At 61.7% G+C, this 20,135-nt stretch carries 15 protein-coding genes and 1 pseudogene; 8 read left to right on the top strand and 8 right to left on the bottom strand.

Features of this window, described 5'->3' with window-relative positions; genetic code table 11:
• Positions 1–15 precede the first annotated feature (15 nt).
• From OP495_RS11240 to typA, 4 genes and pseudogenes are all read right to left on the bottom strand, one after another.
• Complete coding sequence (locus OP495_RS11240) at positions 16–960, bottom strand: glycerophosphodiester phosphodiesterase (RefSeq protein ID WP_280569255.1); 945 nt, start codon at positions 958–960, stop codon at positions 16–18.
• Positions 961–1,069: 109 nt separating this feature from the next.
• Complete coding sequence (locus OP495_RS11245; RefSeq protein WP_280569256.1) at positions 1,070–1,381, bottom strand: hypothetical protein; 312 nt, start codon at positions 1,379–1,381, stop codon at positions 1,070–1,072.
• A 110-nt stretch (positions 1,382–1,491) separates the two neighbouring features.
• Positions 1,492–2,121: pseudogene (locus tag OP495_RS11250) on the bottom strand (OmpW family outer membrane protein).
• Positions 2,122–2,323: 202 nt separating this feature from the next.
• Positions 2,324–4,135, bottom strand: a complete 1,812-nt coding sequence (typA, locus tag OP495_RS11255) for a translational GTPase TypA (RefSeq protein WP_280569258.1) — start codon at positions 4,133–4,135, stop codon at positions 2,324–2,326.
• A 502-nt stretch (positions 4,136–4,637) separates the two neighbouring features.
• Here typA and OP495_RS11260 point away from each other — a divergent pair.
• Positions 4,638–6,713 (top strand): TonB-dependent receptor, encoded by a 2,076-nt coding sequence (locus tag OP495_RS11260; protein ID WP_280569259.1) that lies wholly within the window; start codon positions 4,638–4,640, stop codon positions 6,711–6,713.
• Positions 6,714–6,800: 87 nt separating this feature from the next.
• On the opposite strand, the gene OP495_RS11265 is transcribed toward OP495_RS11260, so the two are convergent.
• A complete protein-coding gene (locus OP495_RS11265; RefSeq protein WP_280569261.1) occupies positions 6,801–7,793 on the bottom strand; it encodes a polysaccharide deacetylase family protein in 993 nt (330 codons plus the stop codon).
• A 528-nt stretch (positions 7,794–8,321) separates the two neighbouring features.
• Here OP495_RS11265 and glnA point away from each other — a divergent pair.
• From glnA to OP495_RS11295, 6 genes are all read left to right on the top strand, one after another.
• Positions 8,322–9,731 (top strand): glutamate--ammonia ligase, encoded by a 1,410-nt coding sequence (gene glnA / locus OP495_RS11270; RefSeq protein WP_280569263.1) that lies wholly within the window; start codon positions 8,322–8,324, stop codon positions 9,729–9,731.
• A 153-nt stretch (positions 9,732–9,884) separates the two neighbouring features.
• Positions 9,885–10,505: a DUF4124 domain-containing protein gene (locus tag OP495_RS11275; RefSeq protein ID WP_280564449.1), complete on the top strand. Its 621-nt coding sequence runs from the start codon at positions 9,885–9,887 to the stop codon at positions 10,503–10,505.
• 161 nt (positions 10,506–10,666) lie between these two features.
• The gene (glnL, locus tag OP495_RS11280) at positions 10,667–11,761 is read left to right on the top strand and encodes a nitrogen regulation protein NR(II) (RefSeq protein ID WP_280569266.1); all 1,095 of its coding nucleotides are present in this window, start codon (positions 10,667–10,669) and stop codon (positions 11,759–11,761) included.
• Positions 11,762–11,776: 15 nt separating this feature from the next.
• Positions 11,777–13,186: a nitrogen regulation protein NR(I) gene (ntrC, locus tag OP495_RS11285; protein WP_280564446.1), complete on the top strand. Its 1,410-nt coding sequence runs from the start codon at positions 11,777–11,779 to the stop codon at positions 13,184–13,186.
• Positions 13,187–13,448: 262 nt separating this feature from the next.
• Positions 13,449–14,312, top strand: coding sequence for an oxaloacetate decarboxylase (locus OP495_RS11290; protein WP_280569269.1), 864 nt, complete (start codon positions 13,449–13,451; stop codon positions 14,310–14,312).
• Between the two features lie 151 nt (positions 14,313–14,463).
• Complete coding sequence (locus OP495_RS11295; RefSeq protein WP_280569272.1) at positions 14,464–15,801, top strand: deoxyguanosinetriphosphate triphosphohydrolase; 1,338 nt, start codon at positions 14,464–14,466, stop codon at positions 15,799–15,801.
• A 30-nt stretch (positions 15,802–15,831) separates the two neighbouring features.
• Here OP495_RS11295 and OP495_RS11300 read toward each other — a convergent pair whose 3' ends face one another.
• Both OP495_RS11300 and OP495_RS11305 read right to left on the bottom strand, forming a co-directional pair.
• A complete protein-coding gene (locus OP495_RS11300; RefSeq protein ID WP_280569273.1) occupies positions 15,832–16,764 on the bottom strand; it encodes a MalM family protein in 933 nt (310 codons plus the stop codon).
• Positions 16,765–16,874: 110 nt separating this feature from the next.
• Complete coding sequence (locus tag OP495_RS11305; protein ID WP_280569276.1) at positions 16,875–18,248, bottom strand: maltoporin; 1,374 nt, start codon at positions 18,246–18,248, stop codon at positions 16,875–16,877.
• A 602-nt stretch (positions 18,249–18,850) separates the two neighbouring features.
• On the opposite strand from OP495_RS11305, the gene OP495_RS11310 reads away from it, so the two are divergent.
• Positions 18,851–19,060 (top strand): hypothetical protein, encoded by a 210-nt coding sequence (locus OP495_RS11310; protein ID WP_280569278.1) that lies wholly within the window; start codon positions 18,851–18,853, stop codon positions 19,058–19,060.
• A 159-nt stretch (positions 19,061–19,219) separates the two neighbouring features.
• Here OP495_RS11310 and OP495_RS11315 read toward each other — a convergent pair whose 3' ends face one another.
• The gene (locus OP495_RS11315; RefSeq protein WP_280569281.1) at positions 19,220–20,134 is read right to left on the bottom strand and encodes a nuclease-related domain-containing protein; all 915 of its coding nucleotides are present in this window, start codon (positions 20,132–20,134) and stop codon (positions 19,220–19,222) included.
• Position 20,135: the final 1 nt, after the last annotated feature.

Genomic DNA, 20,135 nt, shown 5'->3' on the forward strand with positions numbered 1-20,135 from the left:
GTTAAGGCAGACGCTTTACTCTTCTGCCAGCACTGCCTTCAACCGATCGGGAAAGTTGGTGAAGAGGCCGTCGGCGCCCCAGTCGAGCAGTTGGTGCATCTGGTCTTTGTCGTTGATGGTGTAGCTGTGTACCAGCAGGTCGTTGGCGTGGGCCTGCTCGATGAAGCTGGCGTCGATGACCGGTTCACCTTCGTAGAGGTAGTTGGGGCCGACGCCGTCAGCGTAGTCGGCGATGACTTGGAAGTCGGCATCGCTGATGTTAGCCGGGCTGGGGGTAACGCCGGTCCATTCTTCGAGGGTGTCGCCGTCTTCGCTGGGGGAGTACCAGAGCAGTTGGATAAGCGGAATATTGGGATTAAGGCCGTGGACTTCCTGCAGGCTGGCTTGGCTGAAGGATTGGATGACCACGGAGCCGGATTGCACCAGGCCTTCAGCCTCAAGCTTGCTGACCAGGGCGTCTTGAAGCTCGGGATAGTCCTTGGGTGACTTGGTCTCGATGTAGTAGCGCACGTCCTGGCCGTAGCGGTCGATGATCTGATCGAGAGTGAGCATCTTGGCGCCGGCGTAGGTCGCTTTGGCGTATTTTGGGTGCGCTTTATTGAACCAACTGCCGGCGTCGAGTGCCTTGAGTTCGTCGAGGCTGTGTTCCTTCACCGGCCCTTGGCCATCGGTAGTGCGCTCTAGGGTAGTGTCGTGGATGGCCATCAGGTGCCCATCGGCACTCATGTGCACGTCCAGTTCGATGTAGTCGGCACCCATCGCGCGTGCTTTGTCGTAGGCGTACCAGGTATGTTCCGGTGCGTAACCGCTGGCACCGCGGTGGGCGATGACTTGAACGTTATTGTGAAGATCCTGGCGCTGCTGTTCGAGCGCATCGGCTTGGGCGGTCATGGAGGCCAAGAGCGTGGCGCTGCCGAGCAGGGCCAGCATGGACGAAAGCACAGGGCGAAGCGTTGACATGGTCATCCTTTTGTTGAGTGTTTACGCAGCAATCTAACCGGGGCAGGTGACTTCCTGCAATTCGATGCCGACAAATGGTAGCGACCCGCATTGAGCGTCTCTCTATCCCTCAGTCCTCTTCATCCTCGATTGCAGGTTCCAGGGCGCGCTTGTCGTCGGGAAGGCGGACGACATCGCTGATGCTGAGATCGCCGTGGCTTTGGTGACGCGTGCCTTGGGTGTCGATGAGGGCGGCGACCTTGCCGATGCTGAGGGCGTCGTCTTCGCGGTAGGCTTCGACTTCGACGCGTACCACCATGCCTTGATAGCGGGCAGAGAGCATCATGCCGGGGTAGGGTTGGACTTCGTGCTGCTTGTCGCTGGCGTAGTGGCGGGTCACGCTGGCGTTGCCGGGAGCGTCCCAATCGATGTGCTTGTGCATGGCGGGCTCCTGTCGCGTCCGTGTGTCTCCACAGGGTAGCCCGCCAAAAGGCGGGACGCCTAGGCTTCGTGCGCAAACGGCCTTTCGAACAGAACCTGTTGTCGCGACCTTTAAAAGCGGTAGCTGAGGCCGCCCATGACGACGATGGGGTCGATTTCCACGTCGGCGTGATAGTCGTTGCCGCCGAGCGTGGCGGTGGCGTCGCTGTCGATATCCAGATACCAGGCGGCGGCGTTGAGCGCCCAGTGGTCGTCAATCAGCAGGTCGACCCCGACTTGCGCGGCGCCACCCCAGCTATCGTCGAGTTCGAACTCGCCGCCGTCGAGTTTTTCGTCGGAGAAGTGGGTGTAGTTGATCCCGGCACCGAGATACGGCTGCACGCGGGCGTCGGTGCCACCCAGCGGATAATACTGAAGCGTGAGGGTCGGCGGCAGATGGTGGATGCTGGCCATGTCGCTGCCGTTGAGTCGGATCTGATGCTCGAAGCGTTGCGCGGCCAGCAGTTCTACGCCGAGTTTGTCCTGGAAACGGTAGCCCAGGGTGAAGGCGAAACCGCTGTCGTCATCGGCGTCGATTGTCATGTTCAGCGGGGCGCCGAAGTCGCCGTTACCGCTCTACGGAGCGACCTTGGCGACACCGAAGCGTGTGTAGAAATCGCCTTGGCCGTAGGCCAGCGCCGAGGTGGTTGGCAGGAGCGTAGCGGTGAAGGCAAGCGAAGAAATGAGCAGAAGGTGGCGCATGGGACGACTCCTGGGGTTGAGGCGAGTTGGCTTGAGGCGACTTCGGAAGCGGCGTGTGCTTCGTATGCATCAAGCCTAAACCAAATAACCACATAAAAAATGTGGTTATATGTCGCAGCCCCTTGGTTGTCGTCTTTGGCCCCAAAGACGACGAAGCCCACCGAGTGGTGGGCTTCGTGTTGCTGTCGAGTGCGGAGCGCCGTTACTTCTTCTTGGCGCGCTTACGCTCGTTCTCGGTGAGGTGCTTCTTGCGCACACGAATATGCTCGGGTGTGACCTCCACCAGTTCGTCGTCATCGAGGAACTCGATGGCCTGCTCGAGGCTGAAGCGGATCGGCGGCGTCAGCACCAGGGCTTCGTCGGTGCCGGCGGAGCGCATGTTGTCGAGCTTCTTGGCCTTGGTGGGGTTGACCGTCATGTCGTCGGCACGGTTGTTGATGCCCACCAGCATGCCTTCGTAGACTTCGGTGCCGTGCTCGACGAGCAATTTGCCGCGATCCTGCAGGGCGAACAGCGCGTAGGCCAGTGCCTTGCCGGAGAGCATGGAGACCAGCACGCCGTTGCGACGCTCGACGGAGGCGTCGGGCTTGAGCGGGCCGTAATGGTCGAAGCGGCTGGTGAGGATGCCGGTGCCGGAGGTCAGCGCCAGGAACTGGCCACGGAAGCCGATCAGCCCGCGCGCGGGGATGATGAAGTCCAGGCGAACACGCCCCTTGCCGTCCGGGTTCATGTTGGTCATCTCGCCCTTACGGTAGCCGAGTTCTTCCATCACCGCGCCTTGGTGCTGCTCTTCGCAATCGATGATGACTTCTTCGTACGGCTCCTGCTTGACGCCATCATTCTCGCGGATGATGACCTCGGGGCGGCCCACGGCGAGCTCGTAGCCTTCACGACGCATGCTTTCGATGAGTACCGAAAGGTGCAGCTCGCCGCGGCCGGAGACCTTGAACTTCTCGGGCGTTTCGGCTTCCTCGACACGCAGCGCGACGTTGTGGATCAACTCCTGCTCGAGGCGGTCACGAATGTTGCGGCTGGTGACGAACTTGCCTTCCTTGCCGGCGAACGGCGAGTCGTTGACCTGGAAGGTCATCGAGACGGTGGGTTCGTCGACGGTCAGCACCGGCAGCGCTTCGACGTTGGCCGGGTCGCACAGCGTATCGGAGATCGCCAGATCGCTGATGCCGGTGATGCAGATGATGTCGCCGGCTTCGGCCTGCTCGGTCTGAACGCGCTCGAGGCCGAGGTGTGTCATGACCTGGCCGACCTTGCCCTTGCGGACATTGCCTTCCTTGGACATCACGCTGATCTGCTGCCCCGGGCTCACGTTGCCGCGCTTGATACGGCCCAGGCCGATGACGCCGACGTAGCTATTGTAGTCAAGCGCGGAGATCTGCATCTGGAACGGTCCGTCGCGCTCGACCGTGGGCGGTTCGACGATATCGACGATGGACTTGAACATCGGTGTCATATCGTCTTCGAGCGCGTCCGGTTCCATGCCGGCGACGCCGTTGAGCGCCGAGCAATAGATGATCGGGAAGTCGAGCTGGTCGTCGTTGGCGCCCAGGTTGTCGAACAGATCGAAGATCTGGTCGATGACCCAGTCAGGACGTGCGCCGGGACGGTCGATCTTGTTGACCACGACGATAGGCTTCAAGCCGCGATCGAAGGCTTTCTGGGTGACGAAGCGCGTCTGCGGCATAGGGCCGTCGACGGCGTCGACCATCAGCAGCACGGAATCGACCATCGACATGACGCGCTCGACCTCACCACCGAAGTCGGCGTGTCCGGGCGTGTCGACGATGTTGATGTGATAATCGTGCCACTGGATCGCGGTGTTCTTGGACAGAATGGTGATACCGCGTTCTTTTTCCTGGTCGTTGGAGTCCATGATGCGCTCTTGCCCTTCGGCCTTGCGGTCGAGGGTGCCGGACTGACTCAGGAGCTGATCGACCAGGGTCGTCTTGCCATGGTCGACGTGGGCGATAATGGCGATGTTGCGAAGGTTCTCGATCACGTAGGGATCCTGCTTGAAAATTGGGCCGTATTATAGGGTCAGGTTGCCGACGACTGCCAGTTTGATGACCGTTGCCAACAGGCGCGGCACGACAACAGTCGCGTTGGCGCGGCGATAACCGTGGCGCTATCAGGGACTTGGGGCGTTTTGGCGGCAGGACGAAAATACGCAAAAAAATGGCGGCGCACTCGTCAATCGCCATTTATCGCGTCCTGATAGACGCGTGGCGTGGGGTGAAGCGCACCGATCTAAAAGGGCTATTCACTCATCAAAGGTGCCCAAGGAGACAATCATAGAGACGTCCCGCGCTGCTGGCAACGGCTTGCGTGATCTGGAAGCGCGAAAGCGTTGCTACGTTCGAGAAGTGCGACCCTTGAATATCGAATTTTTTTAGTTACGATATAACATCTCAAATATACCATCAAAAACAGGTTCAACAATGTGTTCAGGGGAACGGCGTGCGGCAGGTGTCCTTATCGGGGCGCTTATCTTGAATGTGTCGGTGGCATCGAATGTCGTGATGGCGACGCCAGGTAGCGAATCGCAGACACTTGAGCCCGTCACTGTGACGGGCGCGCCCTTGCCGGGTAATCCGTTATTGCAGGCGGCCGATGTCGATGTGGTTGACTCCGGTGAGATGGAAGCCAAGGGCGCCACTAACATCGGTGAGGCGCTCGAGTCGCAGGCAGGGGTCAATGCGATCAGTACCGGCAATAGTGTGGGCAAACCGGTGATCCGTGGCCTCTCCGGCGAGCGGATCAAGATGCTCAACAATGGAATCGGGGTCGATCACCAACAATATGGTGTTCGCCATATGCCGACGACCGATACGTTCCTGCTGAACCGCGTCGAGGTGGTACGCGGGGCGTCGAGCGTGCTCTATGGTTCGAGCGCCTTAGGCGGCGCCATCAATATGCTCTCTTCGGAAATCGCCTGGGAGACGCCTGTCCAAGGGGAAACGCTCACGCGTTACTCCAGTAATAATGGCCAGTGGGACACCGGTATCAAGGCGACGGGCGGAAATGGTCGGTTGGGTTATTCGCTGGGCCTCATTCGTCGTGACGGTGGCAATATCCAGACCCCCAACGAGGCGACGCATTTTCCACCGCCGCCCTCAAAGGGATTGCGTGATGCCCCTGCGTATACGGGTGAGCTCGACGACACCAACTTCAACCAAGTCAACGGGGAGCTAGCGCTGGGCTTTCGGGATGACGACGGCGGTACTTGGACGGCACGTTATTCCCGCTTCAATGATGAACATAACTTCTTGCTGCCGCCGCCGGCTGGGCAGTTACCTCCCTCGGCAGGTGCGGAAGGCGTCGGGCAGTACATCGACAACCAGCAACTCGAGCTTTCCGGCGAGAAGCGAGTCGATGGGATAACTTGGAAGCCGCAACTCGTCTGGCAGAATAACCGGCGTCGCTCCAACGCAGGTGGACGTTCGCGCGCGGACGGTTTCGATGACGCCATCGATGTCGAGTTCGATCAGTACACTGCACGCCTCGAAGGACAGCACGGGCCCTTTGCTGGATTGGACGGTGGTACGGTGGGCGTCGAATACACGCACAAGGATCAAGTATCACGTGGCACGACGCAGCTGTCGCCCGGTGGCACGGTCGACAATGTGGCTGCTTTCGCCTTCGAGGAAAAGCGGTTCGGGGATCTCTTGCTGCAGGCGGGGCTGCGCTATGACCATCATCGAATCGAGGGGAAGGCGTCCAAGACGGCTAACCCTTCCCAGAACGTCACCGATGCTGAGAGCCAAAGCTACGATGTCGTGACCGGTTCACTGGGCGGTATCTATTCATTTACCGATAATCTCTCTCTGGCAGCCAACGCGGGACGTGGATTTCGCGCGCCCAGCCTTTTTGAGCTGTATGTTGCCGGCAAGCATGGGGGAGTGGCCGCTTTTCAGCGTGGCAACCCTGATCTCGATCCAGAGACCTCGCTCAACACCGATCTCTCGCTGCGCTGGGCATCGAGCACGACACGCGCCAATGCAACCGTTTATCGCAACGTGATCGACGATTATATTTTTCCCCGTGATACCGGCGAGTCACGGGGAGGATCGCCGGTCTTCGCTTACGCTCAGACCGACGCCATACTGCGCGGCGTGGAGTTGTCCATCGAGCAGGATGTCACGCGTCAGCTGACGCTCTCAGCGGCGGCGGAAACCGTTAACGGTGAACGGCGTGACAATGGTGACGATTTGCCCTTGTTGCCCGCCGACAACATGCGTGTCGGTGCTCGTTTCGCGCCACAAGGGGAAGGGTGGGCGCGTAATCCGTATACATCCTTGACGGTTCGTCGCTACGCCTCGAAGGATGCAGCGCCCGGTGAACCCTTCAGCCAGTTCGACGATGCCCCCTTTGGCAGTGCTTCGACCGATGGTTACACCCTGGTCGATCTCGGCGCGGGGATCGCGCCACGTGTTGGCGGGCAAGTGCTCCATCTGGATCTTGCTGTCCATAACCTCTTTGATGAGGATTATCGTGGATTTCTCGATACTTATAAGGGCTACGCGCTCTCCCCAGGGCGCGACATCCGCCTGACCGCACGTCTGGATTTTGGGGTCTGAGGGCGTTATAGACTTGCATGCAAAAGGTCAGCGGCGTGCGGGGTTGTAGGCGTGTGGCAGGCCCGTGAGTGTGATGCACGCGCTGCTTTAAAGTTGCCCCAAAAGATAGTCGTATAAACGTCCCGTGCTGCTGGCAACGGGTTGCGTGATCGGGAAGCGTGGCAATGCCAACGGGTCGTCGCGGTGCGAGAGCCAGCCGGCATGGCTATGCAGGGCTTCCTGAACGCCACAGCGCTGGGCCAGTTGTCGTACACGGAGCGAAGCTTCCGGCTGTGGATAGGCGAAATAAGACAATGGGTCGCGGCATAGCACGCTGAGTTGGCGACGCGATTGGCGAATTTGCCATTGGATCTGACGATCGTCGAGCGTCTCTAACGGTGTGGCGGCGACGCCGCGCGTGCCGAAACGCACCAGGCCGTTGCTCTCCAAGCGGCGCACGCTGAACGGGTCGAGCGTTTGGGGGGCGATATCGAGCTCGGTACCCAGCGCCGAACCGAGCCGCGCTAGCGTCAATGGGGCGGCCTGCTGCGCGAGTCGCTCGAGATAGTCGTGCACGGCGCTGCTGTAAGCGGTATTAGGGTGGTTGGGTCGTGGCGGTGGCAGCGGGAGCCCGGCATCGCCGAGACATTCGCGAACGCGCATGGGCTGGAGACCGTCCCAGAGGATGTCGCCGAGGGCCATCCGCCAATCGCCTTGTGAACGGCCTGTATCGCCCGTATTCAGAAACATGCTGGCCGGCAATGCCAGGCGCTCGAGTTGCCGTAGCGCGACCTCCGCAGTGTCGCGCCAGCCGCCGTCGAAGGTCAGCGCGATGCGTGGCACCGGGTCGCGATGCAAACGGCGGGTGCTGGCCAGGGAAACGATCTGAGCGTGATCGGTGAGGTGGTCGAGCAGCCGTCGAAAGCTTTCTGGGCCGAGGCAATAGGGCGCCCGGTGGGGCAGGCGTGCGGCGGCTTCGTCGGACAGTACGCGCTGTATGACCAGGATCGCACTGCGTCCGCGAAGCGGCTCGTTCAGGCTGCGTCGCCAGTGCCCGCGCAGGCGCTGCACGACGTCATGGGCAAGGCTGAGATGACTCATGGCGTGTCCCTCCGCACTTCTGGTTGCTCGATGTGCCAAGCGTTGTTGCCGTGGTGACGTCCTGTCGCGAACGGCAAAGATCTCCTTTGGGGCATGATGTTGTGATGGCGGTTACGCTATCTATCAGCATATCTCGTTGTCTCGATTTAGCCAGTCAGCCTTGGTGAATAAATCGACAGAATGTTGCCAGCGTCGCGTCGGTGAGCAGTCGGCCATAGGGCTGTGCACTATTTTGGTTCACATGGGGTGTTCTTTGCACCGAATTGAGGCGCTGGTGATGCTTGTGCACTTATATGTGGCGTACTTAGCGCCAAAGTGGTGCTGGTCGATGCGCCAAGACGGTCTATTTTTTTCTTTATGGATCATGCAGTTATCGCAGGCGCACTCAGATGGCTCAGTGGTTGGCATGCCTTCTGCATTGCAAAACGTAAAGTGCATACCCGTGGGCAGCTACTGGCGGGCGTGCTACAAACGACGCTGAACACGCAAGCAAACGACCCGAGCCGTGGGCTCATAGTGGAGGAAATCATGTCCGAGAAGACCCTCGCCCTGATCGAAGAACACGATATCAAGTGGGTGGATCTGCGCTTTACCGATACCAAGGGCAAGGAGCAGCACGTCACGATTCCGGCCGGCGCCGTCGATGATGAGTTCTTCGAGGATGGCCAGATGTTCGATGGCTCCTCCATTGAAGGCTGGAAGGGGATCAACGAGTCCGACATGATCCTGCGCCCGGAAGATGGCAGCGGTTATCTCGATCCGTTCACCGAAGACGCTACCCTGGTGCTGCGTTGTGACATCATTGAGCCGGCCACCATGCAGGGCTATGAGCGTGATCCGCGCTCCATCGCCAAGCGCGCCGAGGCGTACCTGAAGTCCACTGGCCTGGGTGACACCGCCTTCTTTGGGCCGGAGCCGGAATTCTTCGTCTTCGACGAAGTGCACTGGAACGCCGACATTCAGGGCGCGATGTACAAGATCACGTCCGAGGAAGGCGCCTGGGCGACCGACTCCACCAACGTGGAAGGTGGCAACCTGGGGCACCGTCCGCGCGTCAAGGGCGGTTACTTCCCGGTGCCGCCAGTGGATAGCTTCCACGACATCCGCAGTGCGATGTGCAACACCTTGGAAGCCATCGGTCAGTCGGTCGAAGTGCATCACCACGAAGTGGCCAACGCCGGCCAGAACGAGATCGGCGTCAAGTTCAACACCTTGGTCAAGAAGGCCGACGAAGTTCAGGAAATGAAGTACGTGATCCACAACGTGGCCCACGCGTACGGCAAGACCGCGACCTTCATGCCCAAGCCACTGGTCGGTGACAACGGTTCCGGCATGCACGTGCACCAGTCCTTCTGGAAAGACGGCGCCAACATGTTCGCCGGCGACGAATACGCAGGGCTGTCCGAAACCGCGCTGTATTATATCGGCGGTGTCATCAAGCATGCGCGTGCTCTGAACGCCTTCACCAACGCGTCGACCAACTCTTACAAGCGCCTGGTGCCAGGCTTCGAAGCGCCAGTCATGCTCGCCTACAGCGCGCGTAACCGCAGTGCGTCGATCCGTATTCCGTATACCGCGAGTCCCAAGGGCAAGCGCGTCGAGTGCCGTTTCCCCGACCCGACCGCCAATCCGTACCTGGCATTCTCCGCGCTGCTAATGGCGGGTATCGATGGCATCAAGAACAAGATCCATCCTGGCGACGCGATGGACAAGAACCTCTATGACCTGCCGCCGGAAGAAGGCAAGGCGATCCCCACCGTGGCCGAGAGCCTCCACCAGGCGCTGGAGGCGCTGGATGCCGATCGCACCTTCCTCACCCAGGGTGAGGTGTTCACCGACGAGATGATCGACGCCTACCTCGAGCTCAAGCAGGAAGAGGTCGATCGTCTGCGCATGGCGACGCATCCGGTTGAATTCGACATGTACTACAGCTGCTGATCTCGCACGACAAAACGTGATCACCGCTGACCGAGGCCCCGTCCGATGTGACGGGGTCTTTTAGGTTATGGCGTGTGGTGGCTGAGGCGTGTTGTGGTTGAGTAAAAAAGGTGCGCTAGACTGAGCATTCGGTATAGGCACGAGGAGAAGGACATGCGCCAAGGGTGGGCCACCGCGACATGGTTGAAAGGCGCTTGGGCGCTACTCATGGCTGGGGCATTGGGTGTGTCTGCGGCACAGGCGACGCCGGTCTATCGCAGCGTCGATGCGCAAGGCAACGTGACCTTTTCCGACCGCCCGGTAGGAGAGAAGGTGGACGTCGGTACGGTGAACACGATACCTGGCCAGCCGCGCGAGACCAACGATCGCCAGGCGCCGCCGGACGCAGCGATCGAGGCGGAAGCGGATGCCGCATCGTCATTCACCGCTTATCAGCGTCTCACCATTGCGGCCCCTGGCAACGAAGCGACCCTGCCCACTGGCGCGGCGGGCGATACCAAGGTGCGCGTGGCGGTCACTCCCGAACTGCGCGAGACGGATAAGCTGCGCATTGTTCTCGATGGTGAGGTGAGCGGTCCGGCCCGGCATGCGACCACCTTCTCAGTCACCGAACTAGTGCGTGGGGAGCACACCTTGCGCGCTGAAGTCGTCGATTCCGAAGGACGTGTGCGCCAACGTAGTGCTCCGGTCACGCTTTATGTACAACGTGCCAGCGTGTACTTACCCGCCAATCCCAACAATCCCCGCAATACCGGTGGCAGCGGCAGCCAGTGAACTGCTTTGGCGCCTGGCGCTGTATGCCTTCCCCTTTTTGCACTATTTTGGTGCGTAACAGGCTCATGTGCCGATGACTGCACTGCCCTATGCCGGGCGGCGACAGACTGGCGTGCTTCTTGCACTGATAACGTACATGGACGATGGATAATGGATGGGTCATGCCAGAATCTCCTTTGCCACCACATTCGGTCGAACCACTGCATTCGGTTGAACCCAAGCGTTTGCTGGAACACCTGACGACAGCAGTGGTGCTGCTCGATGGCGCCCTGCATGTGCGCTGGATGAATCCGGCCGCCGAGTCTTTGCTGGCGACCAGCCGATTGCGTGTCATGGGCCAGCGGCTGGAAAGCCTGGCGGGCGTCGAGGGCAGTGTCGAGGAGGTGTTGCTCAAGGCGCGTGATGAACTGCATCCCTTCACCCAGCGCGAAGCATCGCTGGCGTTGCCATCGGGCGATTCGGCGACGGTGGACTTCACTGTCACGCCGTTGTCCGCCGATGAACTGCTGATCGAGATCGAGCCACGCGACCGGCTGTTGCGCATTTCCCGTGAGGAGGCGCTGATCGCGCGCCAGGAGACCATCAAGGTGCTCACCCGTGGGCTGGCACACGAGGTCAAGAATCCGCTGGGCGGCATTCGTGGCGCGGCGCAGTTGCTCGAGCGCGACCTGCCCGATCCGCAGCTTGCCGAGTTCACGCGGGTCATCGTCGAGGAGGCGGACCGCCTGCGCGATCTGGTCGATCGTATGCTGGGGCCCAACAGTATGAGCCGCCACGAGCCGCTCAACATTCACAAGGTGCTCGAGCGCGTGCGGACCTTGCTGGAGGCCGAGCATCCGCGCATCGACTACGTGCGCGATTATGACCCCAGCCTGCCGGAGCTGGAAGGCGACGAAGCGCAACTGATTCAGGCGGTGCTCAACGTCGCCCGCAATGCCGTCCAGGCGATGGAGGAGCATGGCATCGACGGCCCACGCCTGACCCTGCGCACGCGGGCGCGGCGACAGTTTACACTGGGCGCCGAGCGTCACCGTCTGGTCTGCGAGCTAGGCATCCTCGATAACGGCCCCGGCATCCCTGAGACGCTGCGCGAGACGCTGTTCTATCCCATGGTCTCGGGGCGGGCCGAGAGCAGTGGCCTGGGCCTTTCCATCGCGCAATCGATCCTGCATCAGCACCAGGGCTTGATCGAGTGCGACTCGGTGTCCGGGTGTACCGAATTCCGCTTATTGATTCCGCTTGAGAGCCACCATTGAGGCTCGGGAGGCCCTATGACTGACGCTGCACGTATTGTGATCGTCGACGATGACCGCGCCATTCGCTGGGTGCTGGAGCGCGCGCTGGCTCAGCCGGATCTCGAGGTGCAAAGCTTCGAGCGTGCCGATACCGCGCTGGAACAGATCCTGCGTCAACCGCCCGATGTGCTGCTGACCGATATCCGTATGCCGGGACTCGACGGGCTGGACCTGATGGCGCGCATTCGCGAAAGCCACCCGGATCTGCCGGTGATCGTGATGACCGCGCATTCCGATCTCGACAGTGCCGTGGCGTCGTATCAAGGTGGCGCCTTCGAGTACCTGCCCAAGCCGTTCGACGTCGACGAGGCTCTGGCGTTGGTACGCCGTGGCGTGGCGCATGCCCGCGAGCGGCGTGCGCCAGCGGCGGTGCCGGAAGGCCTGTCGGCGGAGATCATCGGTGAGGCGCCGGCGATGCAGGAGGTCTTCCGCGCCATCGGGCGGCTTTCGCAATCGCATATCACGGTGATGATCAACGGCGAATCGGGGACCGGCAAGGAACGTGTCGCCCAGGCGTTGCATCAGCACAGCCCACGGCATGGCGGTCCCTTCATCGCGCTTAACATGGCGGCGATTCCCAAGGATCTGATGGAATCCGAACTCTTCGGCCATGAAAAGGGCGCTTTCACCGGGGCGACCTCGCAGCGTCGCGGGCGCTTCGAGCAGTCCGATGGCGGTACGCTATTCCTCGACGAGATCGGCGACATGCCCGCCGAGACTCAGACCCGCTTGTTGCGCGTGCTGGCGGATGGTGAGTTCTACCGGGTCGGCGGCCATACGCCGGTCAAGGTCGACGTGCGCATCATCGCCGCGACCCACCAGCACCTGGAGCGCCTGGTCGAGGATGGCCGCTTCCGTGAGGATCTGTTTCACCGCCTCAACGTGATTCGTATCCATCTACCGCGCCTCTCTGAGCGGCGTGAGGACATTCCACGCTTGGCGCAGCACTTCCTGGCCGAGGCCGCCAAGGAGCTCGCCACCGAGCCCAAGGTGCTGACCCAGGAAGCCGAGCAGCACCTCACGCAGCTGCCCTGGCCGGGCAACGTGCGCCAGCTCGAGAACACCTGTCGCTGGCTGACGGTGATGGCGTCGGGACGCGAGGTGCTGGTCGAGGACTTGCCACCGGAGCTGCGTGATATCGAGGGCACCGAAAGTGCCGGCGGCGATTGGCGCGGCGCCTTTCGTGAGTGGGCTGACCGTGCTCTGGCGGCGGGGCATACGCATCTGCTCGAGGAGGCAGTTCCGGATTTCGAGCGTATCCTCATCGAGACCGCGCTCAAGCACACCGGGGGACGCAAGGGCGAGGCCGCCGAGCTGCTCGGCTGGGGTCGCAATACCCTGACGCGCAAACTCAAGGTGCTGCTGCCGGCGTTGGCGGACGAATAGTCCAGGCTGCTCGGCTGGGGCTGCAATACCCGCTCTCGACAAGGGCGGGGTAAGCCCGTGCATCTTGTGGCGCGGCGTAATATCCTTCTCCTCCTAACGTCTAATTCGATATGCTTTCCCGCCGGGTCTGCAAGGTGGCGTGTCCGCGGGAGGCATGTCTCATGCGCCAGCCAAGCTGGCCGTGTTCAATCCGACCGTCGTCCTCTATGCGGGCCTTTCGCCCGCGCGCGGTACGGCCGTCGCGTGACAATAGGAGTCTTGAGTGGCAACCCCCTCGCAACACGATCTACGTAACGACTTCCGCGCCCTGTTGGCGTCCGATCAGTGCTTCTTCACCGCTTCGGTGTTCGACCCGATGTCGGCGCGCATCGCCGCAGACCTGGGCTTCGAGGTGGGCATCCTGGGGGGCTCGGTGGCCTCGCTGCAGGTGCTGGCGGCACCGGATTTCGCCCTGATCACCTTGAGCGAGTTCGTCGAGCAGGCGACCCGCATCGGCCGCGTGACGCGGCTGCCGGTGATCGCCGACGCCGATCATGGCTATGGCAACGCGCTCAACGTCATGCGCACCATCACCGAACTCGAGCGTGCCGGCGTGGCGGCGTTGACTATCGAGGACACATTGCTACCGGCGCAGCATGGGCATAAGTCCACCGATCTCATCCCGCTCGACGAGGGCGTGGGCAAGATGCGTGCGGCGTTGGAGGCCCGCATCGACCCGGCGATGGCGATCATTGCGCGCACCAATGCCGGTCAGCTCGATGATGACGCTGCCGTCGAGCGTGTGTGCGCCTATCAGGCGGCGGGCGTGGATGCCATCTGCCTGGTGGGCGTGCGTGACTTCGATCATCTCGCGCGTCTGGCCGCGCCGCTGGATATCCCGCTGATGCTGGTCACCTACGGCAATCCTGAACTGCGTGATCGCGAGCGTCTGGCCTCGCTCGGCGTGCGCGTGGTGGTCAACGGCCACGCGGCCTACTTCGCCGCGATCAAGGCGACTTACGACTGCCTGCGCGAGCAGCGCGACATCGCCGCCAGCGAGCTGAGCGCGTCGCAGTTGTCCACGCGTTACTCTACGCTGGACGAGTATCGTGCCTGGGCGCGCGATTATATGGATGTGAAGGAGTAAGCGTTACGCTGACGAGCCACGAGCCACGAGCCACGAGCCACGAGCCACGAGCCACGCGCTACGAGCTACGAGCTACGAGCTACGAGCTACGAACTAGAATGCTGCAAAGCCCGAAGCCCGAAGCCTGGACCACTGATAGCCGGAGAGTGCGATGACCGCCATGCAATGGGAGTGCTTGCTCGACCCGATGCGTCTCAACGACAAGCACGGGGGCTCGCGCGAGGAGATCGGGCGCAGTCCGTTCCACAAGGATCACGACCGTATCGTCTTCGCCGGGTCGTTCCGGCGCTTGGGGCGCAAGACCCAGGTGCACCCGCTGACCGACAACGATCATATCCACACGCGTTTGACGCATTCGTTGGAGGTGGGCTGCGTGGGGCGCTCGCTAGGCATGATCGTTGGCGAGCAGTTGCGCGAGCGGCTACCGGACTGGATCACCCCCGCCGACTTGGGGGTCATCGTGCAGGCGGCTTGCTTAGGGCACGACATCGGCAATCCGCCGTTCGGGCATGCCGGCGAATACGCCATTCGCGACTGGTTCAAGCGTGCCGAAGCGGAGGGCAGTGGGCTGTTGACTGAGCTTTCGCCGGCCGAGCGCGAGGACCTGCTGACCTACGAGGGCAATGCCCAAGGGTTTCGCATCGTCACCCAGATCGAGTACAACCAGTTCAATGGCGGCATGCGCCTGACCGCCGCCACGCTAGGCACGATGCTCAAGTATCCGTGGACGGTGGAGCGTACCTCGCGGGCCGGCAAGTTCGGCTGTTACCAGTCGGAACGCGAGCAATTGGGCGAGGTTGCCGAGCGTCTGGGCTTGTTGCCGTATGGCGAAACCGCCTGGTGCCGGCATCCGCTGGCGTATCTCGTCGAAGCCGCCGACGATATCTGCTATGCGCTGCTGGATCTCGAAGACGGCCTGGAGATGGGCATTCTGCGCTACGACGAAGTCGCCGAGGTACTCATTCAGATCGCCGGGGGCGCGCCGTCGGGCTATGACGACATGCACGCCCGGGGCGTGTCCCAGCGTCGGCGTATCGCGGCGTTGCGCGGCGCGGCGATGGAACGTGCAGTGAACGATGTTGCGGCGGTGTTCGTGCAGCATGAAAGTGCGTTGCTGAATGGCACGCTGGAGGGCGACCTGCTCGAGTTGTGTCATCCCGATTTGGGCTGGGGGGTCGGCACGGCCAAGCAGATCGCCCGTGAGCGTATCTTCCAGAACGAACGCAAGGCCAAGCTGGAAATCGGTGCCTATACGACGCTGGGTATTCTCCTCGAGGCCTTCATCGGCGCGGCGTATGAGTTGCATCACAGCGGTGAATCTTCCTTCAAGCACCAGCGCGTACTGGCGTTGATCGGCGAGAACACGCCCCAACCGTCGTGGTCGCTCTACGCCAGCTATCGGCGCATGCTCGACTTCATCGGCGGTATGACCGACCACTACGCCGTCGATCTCGCCCAGGAGATGGGCGGCCGACTGCGCGGCGAGTGACGCACTCGCCACGCGCCATGCGTTACGGGTTTACGGCGAGACGCTGCGCAGGCGCTCGGCTAGCCAGGCGCGAGTACCGCTGTTGCCTTCGCGCTCGGCGCGTTCGGCCAGTTGCATGGCCAGCTCGATGTCGTCGGCCTTGAGGGCGGCGTCGATCATCCGCCGATAATCGAAGTCGGGTGCGGAGGCATTGTTGCTATCGCCGCTTGACGGAGCGGCATGCTCGCTGCGCGAAGCGTCAGTGCCGGTATCCGCCGTCACACTGTCGGCATGCGAGCGCGTGCCGAGAATCGGTGTCAGCAGGCCACCGCTGGTCTTGCGGGCTTCGCTTTCCAAGGTGACGTTGCCGGTGGCGGTGTGCTCGGCGATGGGGTCGGGCCCGGGGGGAAGCGCGAGACCGCGCACGCGGGCATAGACTTTTTCCGCGCTTTCATACTGCGTCGTGCCCTGGCGTGCGGCGTCGTTGCTGTAGACCACTAGGTAGGCGGCATCGGGGCCGGGGGTAATGTCGAAGGTAGCGCCCAGACGCGCACCGGCGAAACCGTTGGGGCTGAGGTAGTCGAATTTATCGCTGGCGACGCGCTGCGTGGGCTGAAAATCCTCATCGAGAACCAGCACCGTGGGGGCGAAGACCTGATCATTGGCGATGGTGCTGGTGAGCTTGAACGTCAGCGGTTCGCGCGTGCGTGGCAACTCGAACGCTTGGAAGTAGCTGGCCCCATCCGCGAAACGGTGCATCGGGGCCTGTGTGTCGAGCGTCAATGACTGTGACTCGCCGACCGCCAATGACTGATAAGGCAAGGCGGCAAGCGTACTGCAGCAGTCCGTGGCGCGCTCGAGCGCTTGCTGACTTTGCTCCGCCGGCGCCACGGATGTGTCGTCGTGGGGAACCAGCGAGGCACAGCCGGCCAGGCTGGTGAGGGCCAGTCCTGAAAGCAGGATGGCCAGATGGCGTTGTGGCATACGATGAACTCCCGAATGCGAAAAACGGCTCCGTCGCCGATGCGACGGAGCCTCAAGGATCGATACAGCTAACTAGCGTGTCGACGGTCGCTGTTGTGACCGCCGAGCGATCAACTGCCCCACCAGACCTCCATCTGGGCACCGAAGGTCAGGCCGTCGGTGTCGTTGAAGTCGACGTTGTTGGGGCCGGCGCCAGCGTCCAATGCGTGGGCTTGGCGATAGCCTTCAGCATCCCGATCTTGATAGGCGTCGCCGTTCCACTTGGCGTAGGTGGCGAACAGGCGAATGGTGGGACGCACCATGGCGCCGCGTCCGGCGGACCACTGCTGAGCGAGGGTCAGCTTGGTAACGTGATGATCGCCGCCATCATAGCCGGTGACGTTGCTTTGCGGCTCGATATGATCGTAACCGAGCTCCACGGCGGTGCTCATGATGTCGTTCCAGTAATAGGTCGGGCGAACACCGGCGGAAAACCATTTGCGGCCCGAGTTGTCATCCATGTTCTTGTCTTCGTAGATGGCGGTGTACAGCATGTCGAGCTTGTCCGGCACCAGCCAGACCTGGCCGTGGTCGAGTACGCGCCACATATCGCCTTCCTGCTCGAGACTGCCCGAGCCCCGGCCGACGGCGTTGCCATTACTGGTGATGATGCCGTCGGTGGCGTACTGCAGGGCCACGGTGTTGGAGCCGCCGAACCAGTTCGACTGGGTGTGCTCGATGGTGCCCATCCAGCCCTTGTCACCCTCGTCGTAGTCGACACCGGTATCGTCGTAGTAGTCCTTCTGCCAATCCGATAGCGAGGCGCGGCCGTAGTCGACGCCTAGTTGCAGCGAGCCGCCGGGATTGGTGGGAATGTCCGTCAAGCGCACATCGATAGTGTCGTCGGAGAGCCGCTGGTTCTCATCGGGTAGGTTGTCGCTATCCGATCCTGAGCTTCTCACCCAGGCGAGGCTCAGGTTGCCGATCCCCATATCGATATCTGAGATACCCACGCCCGGGCCGGAAAGATCCCAGTAGTAGTAGTCGTTCATATGGATGTCGTGGCGCTTGTAGAAGCGCTTACCGGCCCACAGCGTAGAGCCCTCGGGCAGACCGCTGACGGCGTTGGTGCCGGTGACGTACATCTCGCGCAGGGCGATGTTGTTGCCGTCGTCCTTGAGCGATTCGTCGTCGTTGGCCTGCGAGGTGACGTAGGCGACGCGGCTGGCGAAGTCGAAACTCGTGCCTTGCTGATCGAAAAGGTTGGCGCCCAGGCCCAGCTCGGCATAGGTTTCGCACTCGTTACCCAGGCGGTACTTGGCCGGCGCCCCTGCCGCCTTGAAGCAGGTCTGGCTGCCGCCGCCGGCGGTGGAACCGATCCCCGAACGCGCGTAGCCGAAGAAATTGGGGTTGATGTCGGCATGGGCCAGTGCCGGCATGACGCAGGAAGCGCCGATCAGGGCCGCGAGCAGTGGTCTGCGTGTGAACTGGCGTGAGTCTCTCATGAGATTTCCCTTGTAATGTTATTGGTCATGGTGACGTTGAATAGCTTCGTTGTTTGTGAAATGCGGTGGTTCGTGCGCGTCGCTCAGCGAGCCTAGAGGCTCGACGCCGAGGTCGTTGCGCGGGAGTATCGAGACCTCCTGAACGGTGAGTGAACGAGGTGGGCGTGTTCTGGCCCACGCGAAGCGGGTGCGCAGTGGTGTGTCGAAGGTATCGGCATGAGGTCCCCTTGTTGTTCTCGAAACGTTGTTGGTCTCGAAGCGCCGTTATGTTCTAGGCGCGATGGCTGAATGATGCCTGCGTCATTTACGACATTATTAGCATTATGTAGTAAGTTTTCATTTTGACTATGGTATAAACGCCACTAAAGTTTAATCTCTAAACTTAGTAATGAGGCCAAGCGCTGACTTATCCAGGAAATGGCGTTTTTTCGGCGTTTTTAGCTCTAACCGGCCAGTTAGTTCGTTCGATGCTTGGCCAATGGTGTGGAAAAGTTACAAAAAAGAAGCGTTTGACTGGCAAACGCCGCGAAGCGGACTTTCCGGTAACGCTTCCCGGAAGCCTGTTATTTAGACGGTCAGTTGGGGCACATGGGGATGGGCGCGTGAGCGAGTTTACCTGGCTGGATAGCGTCGTCTTGGTGGTGTACATCCTGCTCGTGGCGCTGATCGGCGCGCCAGGATGGGGCTTCGAAGCGGCTAGCTTCATGCTGTGGGCGCAGTCGCTTTCGCAGATGCACGAGGATGATGTGCCGACTGCGTCACTGCGCTTGGCTGCGGCGTCTCCGTTCGCGGCGGCCGCGGTGACGCGATGATGGTTCTGGGAACGCATGATGGCACGACAGCATTGGCGAGTGACGCTGCACGAGGTGTCGCCGCGTGCGGTGATTCTTGCCCGTGCTCAAGAGTGCAGTGCTATGGGAACTGGGACAGTTGGCCGGAGCGCGCCAAAGCGACGCCTCGGCCTGAGCCGTTCAGATAGTATCGCGAGAGGGGGTGCCGCGAGGTTCGCCACGCTTCATCCGCTGATCGAGTGCCTGCACCACGCGCTGGTGTGTGTCGTCGCTCATGGGCTTGAGCGGGGTGCCGTCGAGTAGGGCGGCAAGCCCTTCGCCGTTGACGACCATCAATCCGTTGGGGGCTTGCTCGATCTCTATTTCCCAGCCGGGCAGGACCAGCACGCCTTGCACGGCGATGTCGCCCAGGGAGTGACGAGCCAGCCATTGGCGGCACCAGCTCGCGGCCATCCGTGTGTGCGCCAGGGATTGACGTTCGCGCCAGCCGGGAAAGCGTAGGCGTTGCCCGGCCACTACCACCTGGGTACGGGCCTCGCCCATGATATCCAATGGTGGAGTACGGGCGCTTACCTCGACCACGAATATGCCATGCGGGGTCACTACGACATGGTCGATGGCGTCGCTGTCGGTGGGCACATCGTGGAACACGAAGTAGGGGTGCGCTTCCGGGCGGATCAGGCGCTCCAGCTCCTGACCCACGGCCAGCTCGCAGGCCAGGCCCAGCTTGAGGCGACGAATGCGCTGCACGTCACGAATCAAGCGAAAGCACAGCACTAATGCCAGCAAGGTGGTCAAAAGCCCGTAAAGCGCCCATTCCAGCCAACTGTGATGGCTGGCGAACAACATGCGTCCCATGCCGTAGACCAGCGGCGCCAGGGTGATGATGGGCCCCAGCGCGCCATCCAGGAAGAGTGCGGCATAGGCACGGTCGAGGCGGTCGCGTAGCGACTGTGCGGACTCGCGCAGTGTCCGCCCGTCATAGGGCGATACCAGCGCCCCGTCTTCCAGATGGCGCAGTGCCAGCACCACGAGCGCGGTGGCGCCGAGCGGGGCGAGAAAAATGATCGGCAGTACGTATTCCAGCCAAGCCATC

It is taken from the genome of Chromohalobacter sp. 296-RDG (assembly GCF_029889885.1).
Lineage (GTDB): Bacteria > Pseudomonadota > Gammaproteobacteria > Pseudomonadales > Halomonadaceae > Chromohalobacter.

What these genes read in the sequence shown, in the direction of transcription:
- OP495_RS11240 (WP_280569255.1), bottom strand. Translation starts at nt 960, where the DNA reads ATGTCAACGCTTCGCCCTGTGCTTTCGTCCATGCTGGCCCTGCTCGGC.
- OP495_RS11245 (WP_280569256.1), bottom strand. Translation starts at nt 1,381, where the DNA reads ATGCACAAGCACATCGATTGGGACGCTCCCGGCAACGCCAGCGTGACC.
- OP495_RS11265 (WP_280569261.1), bottom strand. Translation starts at nt 7,793, where the DNA reads ATGAGTCATCTCAGCCTTGCCCATGACGTCGTGCAGCGCCTGCGCGGG.
- glnA (WP_280569263.1), top strand. Translation starts at nt 8,322, where the DNA reads ATGTCCGAGAAGACCCTCGCCCTGATCGAAGAACACGATATCAAGTGG.
- OP495_RS11275 (WP_280564449.1), top strand. Translation starts at nt 9,885, where the DNA reads ATGCGCCAAGGGTGGGCCACCGCGACATGGTTGAAAGGCGCTTGGGCG.
- glnL (WP_280569266.1), top strand. Translation starts at nt 10,667, where the DNA reads ATGCCAGAATCTCCTTTGCCACCACATTCGGTCGAACCACTGCATTCG.
- ntrC (WP_280564446.1), top strand. Translation starts at nt 11,777, where the DNA reads ATGACTGACGCTGCACGTATTGTGATCGTCGACGATGACCGCGCCATT.
- OP495_RS11295 (WP_280569272.1), top strand. Translation starts at nt 14,464, where the DNA reads ATGACCGCCATGCAATGGGAGTGCTTGCTCGACCCGATGCGTCTCAAC.
- OP495_RS11300 (WP_280569273.1), bottom strand. Translation starts at nt 16,764, where the DNA reads ATGCCACAACGCCATCTGGCCATCCTGCTTTCAGGACTGGCCCTCACC.
- OP495_RS11305 (WP_280569276.1), bottom strand. Translation starts at nt 18,248, where the DNA reads ATGAGAGACTCACGCCAGTTCACACGCAGACCACTGCTCGCGGCCCTG.
- OP495_RS11315 (WP_280569281.1), bottom strand. Translation starts at nt 20,134, where the DNA reads ATGGCTTGGCTGGAATACGTACTGCCGATCATTTTTCTCGCCCCGCTC.